This is a genomic window from Actinomadura sp. NEAU-AAG7, from assembly GCF_018603865.1.
Taxonomy (GTDB): domain Bacteria; phylum Actinomycetota; class Actinomycetes; order Streptosporangiales; family Streptosporangiaceae; genus Spirillospora; species Spirillospora litoris.
Genome location: NZ_JAHFZY010000002.1, coordinates 141,427 through 153,696, shown reverse-complemented (window position 1 = coordinate 153,696; position 12,270 = coordinate 141,427). Strand labels below are relative to the sequence as shown.

Below are 12,270 nucleotides of genomic sequence, written 5' to 3'. Positions count from 1 at the left end.
CGGAGGTCAGCTCCCGAGCCGCTTGCGGCCCTGGGCGCGCACCCGCCTGCGCTGGGACGGGTCGAGCATCATGTACGCGACGACCGGCAGCGCGACCACGCCCAGCACGATCAGCAGCGCGATCAGCGGGCCGAGGATCTTGAGGGCGATGAGCGAGACCACCACTCCGCCGATGACGTAGACGACTTTCTTTCCCATCCCTGCACCTCCGAGGGCTCTCAACGAGGAAACGGCCACCGCTCCGCGGTCGTTCCGCGTCCGGCCGTCAATCCACGATATATCTCGTATGCAAGCGGATGACAGCGCTGGGAGCAGGGGGTTCTCAGATACGGAGGGAGAGCTGGCCGCCGCCCAGGGTGCGCAGGACGTCCGCGTGGAGCTTGCCGTTGGTGCACACGACGCTGCCGCCGTCGCACCCCGGGACGCCGGACAGGTCGGTGAACATGCCGCCCGCCTCCTCCACGATGACCTGGAGCGCCGCGAGGTCCCACAGCGACACCTCGGGTTCGGCGGAGATGTCGGCCGAGCCCTCGGCGACCATCATGTGCGACCAGAAGTCGCCGAACGCGCGCGTCCGCCACACCTCGCGGGTCAGGTCGAGGAACCGGTCGAGGCGGCCCTGGTCCTCCCAGCCGCTCAGGCTGGAGAACGACAGCGACGCGTCCGACAGCTCGGTCACCGCCGAGACGTTCATGCGGGTGGCGCGGGTGAGGCTGCGGCCCGTCCAGGCGCCGCCGCCCCGGGCCGCCCACCAGCGCCGGTTCAGCGCGGGCGCCGACACGACCCCGACGACGATCTCGTCGTTCTCGCGCAGCGCGATCAGCGTCGCCCACACCGGGACGCCGCGGACGAAGTTCTTCGTGGCGTCGATCGGGTCGACGATCCAGCAGCGGTTGCCGTAGCCGGTGCTGCCGAACTCCTCGCCGACCACCGCGTCCCGGGGGCGGGCGCGCTTCAGCGTGCCGCGGATCTGCTCCTCGACGCTGCGGTCGGCGTCGCTGACCGGCGTCAGGTCGGGCTTGGTCTCGATCTCCAGATCGAGCGCCCGGAAGCGCTTGGTCGTGATGTCGTCGGCCCCGTCCGCCAGCACATGCGCGAGACGCAGGTCATCGGAATAGCCCGCCACGGCGTGCAACGCTACCCTGAGCGCGCCGCGCGCCGACACACGTACCCATGCGGTTCCGGCTTTTCGGTCGTCCCGGTGGGCGCGCCGCGACCGGTCCGGCGGGCGCCGGGATGGGAGCATGGGGCCATGGCGCACGACCTTCCCGGGTGGGTGGCCGAGCTGACCGACCCACGCCGGGCCCAGACGCTCGACGAGCTCGCCGACCGCCTCGTCCCCCTCGCCGAGCACGCCATCGACGTGTCCCGCCGGTTGCAGGCGCAGCTCAACGAGCTGAACGACCCGTTCAAACGGGAGGCCCTGTACGGGCGGGTGGAGCGGCTGAAGGCCCGCGCCGGGGAGGCCCTGGAGGAGATCACGGCGGAGATCGCCGCCTCCGGGGAGGAGCGCATGGAGCGGGTCTGGGCCGACTGGACCGAGCGCGCGGGCCCCGGCGACCGCGCCGAACGCGAGCGCGAGCTGCGGCGGCGCCTCGACCACGACATCGTGCCGGTGCTGTCCAAGCAGCAGCGGGACGTGGCCGAGCGGGTCGCGGCGCGCACCTCCGGGGCGCTGGAGGAGGCCACGCAGACGCTGCTGACCCGGGTCGAGGAGCTGGCCAAGGCGGTGACCGACCTGATCCACGAGGTGCTGCCGCTGGCCCGCGAGGGGCTGTCGCTGGCCAGCCGCATCTCGACGCTGTCCAGCCACGCGCGCAAGGCGGGCCGGGGGCCGATTCCGGACGAGCTGAAGGGCGCGGGCGCCGAGACCGCGCGGGCCTTCGACGAGGCCGTCGCCCGGCTGGAGCTGGAGTGGGCCGCGCTCGGCGCCCGCTCGGCCAGCGTCCGGGCCGCGCTGCGCGGCGCGGAGGAGAGCGCGTTCAGCCAGGTCACCGAGGAGATGACCCGCTGCGTCGAGGAGCTGGCGCCCGAGCACGTGAAGGCGCTGAACGAGGCCGAGGCCAGGGCGCGGACCCTGTTCGGCGAGCCGTCCTCGGACTAGCCCGCCTCAGCCGACCGCCTGCGGGAAACCGAACAGCCGGTCCGGGTCGTAGGCCGCCTTCACCTTGGCGAGCCGTTCGAGGTTGGGCCCGTAGTAGGCGCGCGCCCAGCCCTTCAGGCCGCTGTCGATGTAGTTCACGTAGGCGGTGCCGCCGAGGTGGGGCTCCATCGCGCCGTGCGTCCCGTCCAGCCAGGCGGGGTCGGGCGCGAGGTACTGCACGCAGAACAGCGCGGCCCGGTGCGGGAACGCGGTGTCGCCCGGACGGACCCGCCCGGCCGCCCCGCCCAGCGCGTCCATCAGCACCGACCGGTCGGCGACGCCGTTGCCCAGTTCCATCCGCCGCAGCAGGACGGCGACCGCCGTGTCCGGTAGCGGCCGGTACGCCACGTGCGACCTGCCGCCGTAGTCCGTCCGGGGGAAGGCGCCGCCGGGGCGCAGCCCCGGGAGCGTGCCCTGGCCGTGGCACTGCTCGATGCTCTGCCCGGAGCAGCCGCCCAAGAGCCGCACCGCGTCCATGTAGGGGCGGGTCCGCGCGGTGGAGGAGACGGGGTCGGCGCCGATCGCGGCGGTCAGCCGTCCGATGTGGCGTTCGGCGTCCGCCAGCGCGAGCCCCGCGATCTCGACGGTCGGGGCCGGCCCGTCCGGCTCGCTCTGGAGCTGGAGCGAGGTCCAGACCTCGTCGGGCGCGGTCCGCGTCCACCCCTGCCAGCCCCGGACCACCTCGGCGGCGCGCGACCACGGCCAGCTCAGGAAGAACGGCGTGACCTCGTGCACCTCGTGCGTGCGGAACGTGAACGAGACCGCCGCGCCGAAGTTCCCGCCGCCCCCGCCCCGGCACGCCCAGAACAGGTCGGGGTCGCGGTGCGCGTCGCAGGTCCGGACGCGGCCGTCCGCGGTGACGATGCCGACCGACTCCAGCACGTCGCAGGTCAGCCCGTACGCGCGCGACATCGACCCGATGCCGCCGCCCAGCGTCAGCCCCGCCACCCCCACCGTCGGGCAGCTCCCCGCCGGGACGCCCGCGCCCCGCGCGGCGAGCCGGTCGTAGAGGTCGATCAGCCGGGTGCCCGCGCCGACGGTCGCGCGCCCGCCGCCGACCGTCACCGCGTTCATCGGCGAGACGTCGACGACCAGCCCCGGGCCCGTGGACCAGCCCGCGTAGCTGTGGCCGCCGCACCGCAGCGCGACCGGGACCCTCCGCGCGGCGGCGAACGCCAGGCAGGTGCTCACGTCGGCGGGCGTCTCGCAGTAGGCGATCCCCTGGGGCCGCCGGGAGTCGTAGCGGGGGATGTAGAGGCGGCGCGCCTCGTCGTAGTCGTCGTCGGAGGGGCGGACGAGCCGTCCCTCCAGGTCCTTGGGCAGCGCGTTCCAGTCGGCGGGGGTCGCCGTGGCGGCGGGGCGGGCCGCCCGCGTGGGCCTTCTTCTCGGCTCGGGCTTGTCTCCGTCCGCGCATCCCGACGCGGCGAGGGGGGCCAGGACCGCCGCCTTGAGGACCGTCCGCCTCCGCATCAGGACGCCTTTCGCAGCGTGCTCAGGAACGTCTCGAAATAGGGCAGGCTCGCGTCCCAGTTCTTCTGCTCGGTCACCAGCAGCGCCAGGTAGAGCGCGCCGTCGAGGCGGAACAGCCGCACCCGGGCGCGTGCCGGCTTCCCGTTCCTGGTGAAGGCGAACTGGAGTTCGGCGGCCCGGTCGCCCAGGTAGGGGATGTGCCGGGTGAAGCTCTCCTGCCTGTACTCGGGGTAGCTGCTGGAGTCGTTCTTGAACTGGGTCGCCGTCGTCGCCAGCGCGTCCCCGGGGTCGCTGTTCTGGCCGAGGCCCAGTGACGGGCGCTGGATCGCGATGCCGCGGATCACCGAGGGTGAGGGGTCCTTGAAGGTGACGTCGTCGCCGGACCCGTCGGTCGTCCAGCCCTTGGGCTTGGCGACGACGAACTCCGAGCCGCGGAACCGCTCGTATCCGGTGGGCACGCCGTTTCCGCTCGCCGCCGAGCCGGTTCGCGGACCGCCGGACGCGCGGCTCCCGCCCGGACCGTCCCCGCTCTCACCCCCGCCGTTGACGAAGACCACGATCGCGACGACGGCGGCGAGCAGCGCCACCGAGAACACCCCGGCCGGGATGATCAGCGCCCAGCGCGCGGGCCTCGGCGGCGGCGCCCCCCGCGGGCCCGGACCGGGCGGTGGGGTCGGCTGCGGGACGGGCCGAGGGAGCGTCACATCACGCGGAACGTGCGGCGCATAAGGGAGGGGAGCCGGGGGCGCGTCGATGACCTGGCGGAGCAGCCGCTCGGCCTCGTCCGGCCGCAGCCGCTCGTCCGGGTTCCGGTGGAGCAGGCCGTGCAGGACGGGCGTGAGCGGCCCGGCACGCTCCAGCGGGTCGGGGTCGTCCGACAGCAGCGCCGCCATCAGGCCCCACATGTCCGGGCGCCGGTAGGGAGGGCGCCCCTCGACGGCGGCGTAGAGCGTGCCGCCCAGCGACCACAGGTCCGACGCCGGGGTCGCCTTCTGGTGGCGGGCCTGCTCGGGCGCGAGATAGGCGGGGGAGCCGACGATCGCCCCGGCCTGGGTGAGCGTCTCGTCGCCCGCGAGCGTCGCGATGCCGAAGTCGGTGAGGACGGCCCGGCCGCGCGGCAGCAGCACGTTCCCCGGCTTGACGTCGCGGTGCACGACCCCGGCGGCGTGCGCGGCGCGCAACGCGTCCAGCAGGTCCAGGCCGATCGCCGCGACCCGCCGGGGAGGCAGCGGGCCCTCCCGCGCGATGACGGCGTCCAGCGCCTCCGCCCGGACGAGCTGCATGACGATCCAGGGCCGCCCGTCCTCCTCCACGACGTCGTAGACCGTGACGATCCCGGGATGGTCGAGCCGCGCCGCCGACCTCGCCTCGCGGAGCGTGCGCGCATGGGACCGCTCGACCTGCGCCTCGTCCAGCCCGGACGGCAGCGCCACCTCCTTGATCGCCACCTCGCGGTCGAGCGTGCGGTCATGGGCCCGCCACACCGCGCCCATCCCGCCGCGGCCGAGCACCTCCACCAGCTCGTAACGCGTCGCGATCACCTGGGCCATGCAAGGGACGATACCGACGTCCCGCCTGCGATCGGGGCGTACCGGCGGTTCGGCGGCTCAAAGCGTGTGTCGAAGTGGCCTCACCGGTCACGCGGGCGCGTGGCCGACCGGCGGGGCGGGCCGCGGCGGGAAGATCGCGAAACAATGCCGCGCCCGCCTGGGCACCTCCACCGCACAAGCCGCCAGGCGAGGGCGGTGGGCCGGGGCCTTGACGCGCCGGCTAGCCGCCCTCGGCGCGGGTGCCGGGCTGCTCGGGGTCGCGGCTGGCGAGCAGGCGCCGCAGGGAGTCCAGGCGGGCGCGGCTGGCGTGGCCGTCCTCGACCCAGCCGTCCAGGCCGCAGTCGTCCTGCCGGTGGTCGCAGTGCGGCGGGCAGCGCTCGGCGGCGCCCTCGGCGAGGTCGTCGAACGCGTTGACCACGTGCTCCGGCTCGACGTGCGCGAGGCCGAAGCTCCGCACGCCCGGGGTGTCGATGATCCAGCCGTCCCCGCCGGGCAGCTCCAGCGCGATCGCCGACGAGGAGGTGTGCCGCCCCCGCCCGGTGACCGCGTTGACGTGGCTGACCGCGCGCTCGGCGTCCGGGACCAGCGCGTTCACCAGCGTCGACTTCCCGACGCCGGAGTGGCCGACCAGTACGCTCGTGCGTCCGGCGAGGCGCTCGCGCAGCTCGGCCGGGTCGTCGCCGCGCCGCGTCACCACCCACGGGACGCCGATCGGCGCGTACTCGGCGACCAGCGCGGCGGGGTCGGCGAGGTCGGCCTTGGTGAGGCAGAGCAGCGGCTCCATCCCCGCGTCGTAGGCGGCGACGAGCTGCCGGTCGATCATGCGGGGGCGCGGCTCGGGGTCGGCGAGCGCGGTCACGATGACCAGCCGGTCGGCGTTCGCGACGATGATCCGCTCGAACGGGTCGGTGTCGTCGGCGGTGCGGCGCAGCGAGGAGGTCCGCGGCTCGACCCGGACGATCCGCGCGAGCGTGTCGGCGTCGCCCGAGACGTCCCCGACCAGCGCGACCCGGTCCCCGACGACGACGCCCTTGCGGCCGAGCTCCCGGGCCCGCATGGCGGTGACGGCGCGCTCGCCGGACGTCCCGGCGCCGACCAGGCAGCGGTAGCGGCCCCGGTCCACGGCGGTGACGAACCCGGTGGAGGCGTCCTCGTGCGCGGGGCGCCGCCGGGTCCGCGGCCGGGTCCCCCGGCGGCCGGGCCGCACCCGGACGTCGTCCTCGTCGTAGTCGCGCGTTCGTCGTGCCAGTGGTCCAGTCCCGTCTGTGTCGTGGAGCGTCAGCCGCTCGCCAGCATCGACGTCCAGAGATCGGTGAAACCCGGAAGAGTCTTGCCCACCGTGGCCGGGTTCTCCACCTCGACGCCGTCCACGGCGAGGCCCAGCACGGCCGCGGCCATGACCATGCGGTGGTCGTCGTAGGTGTGGAACACGCCGCCGTGCAGCGGGCGCGGGCGGATCTCCAGGCCGTCCGGCAGCTCCCGCACGTCCCCGCCGAGCCCGTTGATCTCGGTGACCAGCGCCGCGAGCCGGTCGGTCTCGTGGCCGCGCAGGTGCGCGATGCCGGTCAGCCGGGACGGGGAGTCCGCCAGCGCGGCCAGCGCCGCCAGCACCGGGGTCAGCTCGCCGACCTCGTGCAGGTCGGCCTCCAGCCCGGCGAACCCGCCGGGGCCGCGCAGGGTCAGCCCGTCCGGGCCGAGCGCCACCTCGGCGCCCATCGCGCCGAGCAGCCCGCGCAGCGCGTCGCCCGGCTGCGTCGTCTCGGGCGGCCAGCCCGGCACGGTCACCCGGCCGCCGGTCACCAGCGCCGCGCCGAGGAACTGCGCCGCGTTCGACAGGTCCGGTTCGATCGGCCACTCCCGCGCCCGGACGGCGCCGGGCGCGACATGCCACACGTTCTCGCCGGTCTCGACCGTGGCGCCCGCGTCCCGCAGCATCCGGACCGTCATCGCCAGGTGCGGCGCGGAGGGCACCGGCGCCCCCTCGTGCCGGACCTCCACGCCCTTCTCGAAGCGCGGCGCGGCCAGCAGCAGTCCCGAGACGAACTGGGACGACCCGGACGCGTCGACCGTCACCACCCCGCCCGGCACCGCGCCCGTCCCGCGCACCGTGAAGGGAAGCGCGCCGCGTCCGGCGTCCTCGACCTCGGCGCCCAGCGCCCGCAGCGCGGTGACGATCGGGCCCATCGGCCGTTCGCGGGCGCGCGGGTCGCCGTCGATCGCGATCTCGCCGGACGCGAGGGCCGCGACCGGCGGCAGGAACCGCATGACGGTCCCGGCGAGCCCCACGTCCACCCGCGCCGGGCCCCGCAGCTCGCCCGGGGCGACCTGCCAGTCTCCGGAGTCCCCGCCGACGCCGGTGCCGAGCGCGCGCAACGCGCCCGCCATCAGCTCGGTGTCGCGGCTGCGCAGCGGGCGCGTGATGGTCGCGGGCGCCTCGGCCAGCGCGGCCAGGATCAGTGCCCGGTTGGTCATCGACTTGGATCCGGGCAGCGGCACCGTGGCGTCGACGGGGCCGTGCGCGACCGGGGCCGGCCAGTGCGGTGAGGACATGCTCACAAGGTTATCGGGCCCGCCCCGGACGCCGGGGCCGGCGCGTGACCCCGTGGCGCGCCGGCCCGGTGACGCCTACCCCAGGAACACGTAGTCGGCCCTGTAAGGAACCTTGGCCAGAGGCGTGGCGGACGGGTCGCACGCCCCGGACGGCGCGACCCCGCCGGCGGTGTTCAGCCGGAGGATCTGCGTGGTGCCCGACAGCAGCCCGTCGCCGGTCGGGGTCGCGTCCAGGACGAGTTCGGGGATGTTGCCCGCGCCGTTCGGCGTCTTCGCCACGGCCGTGCCGGTCACGGCGCTGCCGTCGCCCGCGGCCCAGCGCGGCGGCCCGGCCGGTCCCGGCCGCGCGAACGTGTGCCGGATGCCGCCCTCCAGCACCGCGTCCACGTTCTCCTGGGTGAACGCGTAGCCGCCGGACGGCTGCGGTGTGCAGCGGTAGACCTGCGCGCCCGCGACGACCCGCCGGACGAACGCGCGGGCCGGACGGTCCGAGGCCGGGGCGAGCTGCCCGCGCACCGCGCCTCCGGGGAACTCGCCGGTGTGCAGGTTGGTGTAGAAGCCGCCGGGCCGCCGCGCGATCCGCTCCGCGACGCCGGGCTCGACATGCGACACCCCGGCGAGGCCGGTGACCGGCGCGGGGAGCCCGGACGGCGCCGCGAACAGGTCCGCGACCACCGCGCCGTTGCTTCCCCGCGCGCCCTCGTGGATGTGACCGAGCGTCGGCGGCGCGATCGACGACCACGTGAACCCCCACGCCAGCAGCCCGTCGCGGGTGCGGGCGAACCCGGTCGCCTGGCCGTCGGGGTCGCCGGTCGCCTTGCCGTCCGCCGCCGGGACCTCCTGCGCGCCGTCCGCGAGCGACCGCAGCTCCGGGGACGCCGACCCGTTCAGCACCCCGTTCAGGTCCACGGGGCGGCTCAGCCTGTGCAACTGCCCCCGGACGGCTCCTCCGGGGAACTCACCGGTGTGCAGGTTGGCGTAGAGGCCGCCCGGGTCGTCGCGGAGCCGGTCCAGCGTGGCCCTGTCGGTGATCCGGACGGTGCCCGTCACGGCCCTCGCCGTTCCGGGCAGCGTCCCGGCGAAGAGCGGCACCTTGACGGCGCCGTTCGTCCCGGCGGCGCCCAGGTGGAGGTGCCCGGCGGTCGGCGCCGCGACGTCCTGCCAGCGCAGCGCGTACCAGAGCCGGTCGCCCTGGACGCGCAGCACCGCCACGGCCCGCCCGTCCCGGTCGCCCGCGGCGGGCCCGCCGTTGACCGGCACCTCGTTGGCGCCGTTCAGGCTCGCGGCCAGGAAGATCGTCTGCTTCGCGGGCGCCTTCGCGTGGGCGCCCCCGGTCATCGCCGCGGCGGCCACGGTCGCCCCCGCGGCGACGAGAGCGGTGGCGGAGACCGCCGGGATCGCGATTCTGCGAATGGTCATGTCCTGCTCCGATTCTCGGCTCTTATCGTGCTTTCACCCAGTCGCACGACGGCGGGCCCCTGCACGGTTCAGCCGATCCAGAACATTTTTCGCGCATTTCCTGGAGCGCAGCAAAAAAGGACCCGGCATGGCGGGCGCCATGCCGGGAAACGGGTCGCTTGAAAGGTCATACGGGAATGGTGAGAAGAGTCGGGCCACCGCCGTCCACCACCACCTCGAACCGGCTGAGATCGCCCCGCACGATGCCGGTGCCGCCGTGGGTGATCAGCGGATCGGGCGCACCGGGCACCCCGTACCCCTTGACGGGAACGCGCCAGCCGGTGACCACGCTCCGCGCACCGGTGCGCGACACCGCCTCCAGGTGGCAGTTCAGCGGCCCCTTCACGCCCTTCAACTCCAGCCCGACGTGCGTGCCCCACCCCTTGCTCTCCAGCCCGACGACACCCGACGCGCCCGTCCCCGGGTTCGCCGCCTGATGGCGCTCACCCCAGATGACCAGGGCCCTCGCCGGAGAATGGGCGGAATGCTGATCGCCCCCCGGGCTCTCGCCCCCGAGCGCCGACCCGATGGTCACCCCGGTCGCCAGCAGCACGCCCGCCGCCGCGACGCCGATGAGGTAGGTCCCCCGCCGGAACCGGCGCTCCGCCCGCCGCCGGCGCAGATCGACGACCGGCGCCGGCGGCCCCTCCTCGGCCGCCTCGACGAAAGGACCGATCCCGGTCAGCGCGTCGGCCATTCCCGTCATCTGCCCGAGTTCCGCCGCGCACGCCTCGCATTCCCCGAGATGCTCCTCGAAGGCCCGGCGATCGGCCTCCTCCAGAAGGCCCAGCGCATAGGCGCCGACATCGGTGTGCTCGACCTGAGAGCTCATGCCGTCACGCCCCTTTCCTCCATTGCGACGCGCAAGGCGCGCAGCGCGTAGTACACCCGGGACTTGACCGTCCCCACCGGGATTCCGAGCGCCTCGGCGGCCTGGTTCACCGTCCGGTCGCGCAGGACCGTCTCCGTCAGCGCCTCGCGGTGCGCGTCCGAGAGCGAGGCGAGCGCCTCCGCGATGACGACCTTGCGCAGGAGACCGTCCATGCCGTCCGTCCCGCTCGTCGTGGGGAGGTTCTCCAGCGGGCCGTCGCCGACCTCGACCGGCCGGGCCTCCCGGTGCCGCCGGTTGTCGATGACGATGCGCCGCGCGACCGTGGCGAGCCAGGGCATCAGGGACACCCGCTCGTCCAGCTGGTCGGCGCTCCGCCACGCGCGGATCATCGTCTCCTGGACGACGTCCTCGGCCCACTGGCGGTCGCCGGTCAGCCGTAAGACGAACGTGAGCAGCGGCCGCTGGTACTCGCGGTACAAGGCGCCGACGACCGCGTCGTGGTCGTCCACCGGTGTCACGGGCCCGCGGATCAGGCTCCGCAGGCCGCCAATCCGGCGTCCGGTCGATCCGGGTGCTGCCATGGCCGGGCGTCTCCGTCGCGTCGATGGTGTGGTCAGGGGGCAGTACGGGACCACACCGACGCGCGGTTCAACGGATTTGAGGTTCTTTTAAGGTTTTCTTCGGGAAGTCAGCGCCCCGCCAGTGCCTTGCCCTTGGCGGCGGCCTTGGCGGCCCTCCCCGTGGCGCCCGCCCGCGCCGCCTTCGCGCCCTTCGCCACCTTGGTGCCCGACCTCGACGCCTTGCGCGCCCCCTCCACGCGGGCCTGCCGCACCTGCCGCGCCGCCTCCCGCCGCGCGTCCTTCAGCGTCGCGGCGGCCTCCCGCCGCAGCGCCTTCGCCTCCGCGCTGCTCTTGATCTGGGTCTCCCTCGCGTGCCGCCGCAGCTCGGCGAGCCGGGGCGCCCGGCGCGGCTCGCCCGCCACCATCAGCAGCGCCCCGAACAGCCCCGCGTTCTTCAGCAGGTGGGACCGCTCGTTCGCGCGGCGCTCCGGGTCGTCCTCGGTCCAGTACCGGTGCTCGGTCGCCAGCGCGGGCAGCAGCTGCGCGGCGAGCAGCAGCGTCGTCAGCCGCCGGAACCTGCCGGTCACGAGCAGCGCGCCGGTCCCGAGGCTCACCGCCCCCTCCAGCCGGACGAGCGCCTCGGGGTCCTTCGGGAGCCACTCGATCCGGTCGGCGAGCGGCTTCACCGCCGGGCCCACCCGCTCGGCCCGCTCCCGCGGATCCCGCAGCGCGTCCAGCCCGGACATGATGAAGGGCGCCGCCACGAACGGACGGGCCAACGTCGTGATGGGTCGCATGCTCCGCTACATGCCCACCGCACCGCACCTCAAGCAAACCAACCCCCACCCCGTCCAAGACCACCGCCCCGGCAGCCCCCGTGGGCGTCCCGCGCCATGGATCATTCCGACATAACGGCCAAAATCCAAGAATGGCGCGGTGTGCCATGGTTTATATCCTCCGACCTGCGGCCCTCTATCGGTCTTCCTAAAGACCGAAATCGACCTCAGATATCGTCCTCCGGTCCGTCGCCCCAGGTGGGACGGTACATGCGTCGCTCCTCAGATCGGTTGACGCCCACTTGACCCAAACCAATATGCTAACTTGATTCCCAATCCGGCTCACTATTCGATAGGCGGGCCGGCGCAGGTCGGGATTCCGACTCGGAACGGCCTGTGAGAGTACTCCTTCTCTGAAATTGCCGCCGCCACCGGAGCTGGAACCCTCCGGCGATGTCATGTTCTGGAGCTCCGATGGAACCTACGGGCAACCCCGAAATCGACCGCTACATGAAGGTCATGCAGGAGCAGTTGCAGCATGCGACGGATGTCCAGTCTCAGCTCGCGGAGCTCACCGGGGAGGGGGCGGCGGCTGATGAACAGGTCAGGGCCACCGTGGGGCCGACCGGCAACCTGATGTCACTGGCCATTGAGCCGAAGGCCATGCGGCTGGGGGCCGAGGCCCTGACGGAAGCCATTCTCGATGCCACGCGGTCGGCGACCGCGAACGCCGTGGAAAAGATCAATGAGCTGACCGAGCCGCTTCTGGCCGGGGAGGATCTGGCCCAGATGATGACCGGCAACCTCCCGGGCGTCTCCGCGGATATGCAATCCGCCGTCCCCGACCTCAGCCAGTCCGGAGACCCGCTCCAGGACGCTCTCAAATACCTGAAGTCGAACTACCGCTTCTAGGTGGTCCCCTAGAGTCGAT

The 12,270-nt window shown here is 73.9% G+C and carries 12 protein-coding genes; 2 read left to right on the top strand and 10 right to left on the bottom strand.

Annotated elements, in window-relative coordinates; translation table 11 throughout:
* Positions 1 to 6: 6 nt before the first annotated feature.
* Positions 7 to 198, bottom strand: coding sequence for a hypothetical protein (locus KLI87_RS10130; RefSeq protein WP_156218879.1), 192 nt, complete (start codon positions 196 to 198; stop codon positions 7 to 9).
* Positions 199 to 322: 124 nt separating this feature from the next.
* A complete protein-coding gene (gene hisN, locus KLI87_RS10125; protein ID WP_214616768.1) occupies positions 323 to 1,126 on the bottom strand; it encodes a histidinol-phosphatase in 804 nt (267 codons plus the stop codon).
* Positions 1,127 to 1,252: 126 nt separating this feature from the next.
* Here hisN and KLI87_RS10120 point away from each other — a divergent pair, with 126 nt between their 5' ends.
* Positions 1,253 to 2,104, top strand: a complete 852-nt coding sequence (locus KLI87_RS10120) for a hypothetical protein (protein WP_156218877.1) — start codon at positions 1,253 to 1,255, stop codon at positions 2,102 to 2,104.
* 6 nt (positions 2,105 to 2,110) lie between these two features.
* Here the strand turns inward: KLI87_RS10120 and KLI87_RS10115 are convergent, their stop codons facing one another.
* The 8 genes from KLI87_RS10115 to KLI87_RS10080 form a co-directional block, all read right to left on the bottom strand.
* The gene (locus tag KLI87_RS10115) at positions 2,111 to 3,613 is read right to left on the bottom strand and encodes an FAD-binding oxidoreductase (RefSeq protein ID WP_214616767.1); all 1,503 of its coding nucleotides are present in this window, start codon (positions 3,611 to 3,613) and stop codon (positions 2,111 to 2,113) included.
* A complete protein-coding gene (locus tag KLI87_RS10110) occupies positions 3,613 to 5,163 on the bottom strand; it encodes a serine/threonine-protein kinase (protein WP_214616766.1) in 1,551 nt (516 codons plus the stop codon). The genes KLI87_RS10115 and KLI87_RS10110 overlap by 1 nt, the downstream gene beginning before the upstream one ends.
* Positions 5,164 to 5,383: 220 nt before the next feature.
* Positions 5,384 to 6,370: a ribosome small subunit-dependent GTPase A gene (gene rsgA / locus KLI87_RS10105; RefSeq protein WP_308165931.1), complete on the bottom strand. Its 987-nt coding sequence runs from the start codon at positions 6,368 to 6,370 to the stop codon at positions 5,384 to 5,386.
* A gap of 71 nt (positions 6,371 to 6,441) precedes the next feature.
* Positions 6,442 to 7,713, bottom strand: coding sequence for a 3-phosphoshikimate 1-carboxyvinyltransferase (aroA, locus tag KLI87_RS10100; RefSeq protein WP_214616765.1), 1,272 nt, complete (start codon positions 7,711 to 7,713; stop codon positions 6,442 to 6,444).
* 75 nt (positions 7,714 to 7,788) lie between these two features.
* Positions 7,789 to 9,132: a CHRD domain-containing protein gene (locus tag KLI87_RS10095; protein ID WP_214616764.1), complete on the bottom strand. Its 1,344-nt coding sequence runs from the start codon at positions 9,130 to 9,132 to the stop codon at positions 7,789 to 7,791.
* A 166-nt stretch (positions 9,133 to 9,298) separates the two neighbouring features.
* The gene (locus KLI87_RS10090; protein ID WP_156218872.1) at positions 9,299 to 10,003 is read right to left on the bottom strand and encodes a zf-HC2 domain-containing protein; all 705 of its coding nucleotides are present in this window, start codon (positions 10,001 to 10,003) and stop codon (positions 9,299 to 9,301) included.
* Positions 10,000 to 10,584, bottom strand: coding sequence for a sigma-70 family RNA polymerase sigma factor (locus KLI87_RS10085; protein WP_214616763.1), 585 nt, complete (start codon positions 10,582 to 10,584; stop codon positions 10,000 to 10,002). The genes KLI87_RS10090 and KLI87_RS10085 overlap by 4 nt, the downstream gene beginning before the upstream one ends.
* A 107-nt stretch (positions 10,585 to 10,691) precedes the next feature.
* On the bottom strand, positions 10,692 to 11,360 hold the full coding sequence (locus KLI87_RS10080) for a DoxX family membrane protein (protein WP_156218870.1): 669 nt from the start codon (positions 11,358 to 11,360) through the stop codon (positions 10,692 to 10,694).
* Between the two features lie 453 nt (positions 11,361 to 11,813).
* On the opposite strand from KLI87_RS10080, the gene KLI87_RS10075 reads away from it, so the two are divergent.
* Positions 11,814 to 12,251 (top strand): YbaB/EbfC family nucleoid-associated protein, encoded by a 438-nt coding sequence (locus tag KLI87_RS10075; protein ID WP_214616762.1) that lies wholly within the window; start codon positions 11,814 to 11,816, stop codon positions 12,249 to 12,251.
* Positions 12,252 to 12,270 lie beyond the last annotated feature (19 nt).

Bases quoted from the DNA above. Each gene is read 5' to 3' on its own strand.
- KLI87_RS10085 (WP_214616763.1), bottom strand. From the start codon at position 10,584: ATGGCAGCACCCGGATCGACCGGACGCCGGATTGGCGGCCTGCGGAGC.
- KLI87_RS10080 (WP_156218870.1), bottom strand. From the start codon at position 11,360: ATGCGACCCATCACGACGTTGGCCCGTCCGTTCGTGGCGGCGCCCTTC.
- KLI87_RS10095 (WP_214616764.1), bottom strand. From the start codon at position 9,132: ATGACCATTCGCAGAATCGCGATCCCGGCGGTCTCCGCCACCGCTCTC.
- KLI87_RS10130 (WP_156218879.1), bottom strand. From the start codon at position 198: ATGGGAAAGAAAGTCGTCTACGTCATCGGCGGAGTGGTGGTCTCGCTC.
- KLI87_RS10115 (WP_214616767.1), bottom strand. From the start codon at position 3,613: ATGCGGAGGCGGACGGTCCTCAAGGCGGCGGTCCTGGCCCCCCTCGCC.
- KLI87_RS10110 (WP_214616766.1), bottom strand. From the start codon at position 5,163: ATGGCCCAGGTGATCGCGACGCGTTACGAGCTGGTGGAGGTGCTCGGC.
- KLI87_RS10090 (WP_156218872.1), bottom strand. From the start codon at position 10,003: ATGAGCTCTCAGGTCGAGCACACCGATGTCGGCGCCTATGCGCTGGGC.
- aroA (WP_214616765.1), bottom strand. From the start codon at position 7,713: ATGTCCTCACCGCACTGGCCGGCCCCGGTCGCGCACGGCCCCGTCGAC.
- KLI87_RS10120 (WP_156218877.1), top strand. From the start codon at position 1,253: ATGGCGCACGACCTTCCCGGGTGGGTGGCCGAGCTGACCGACCCACGC.
- KLI87_RS10075 (WP_214616762.1), top strand. From the start codon at position 11,814: ATGGAACCTACGGGCAACCCCGAAATCGACCGCTACATGAAGGTCATG.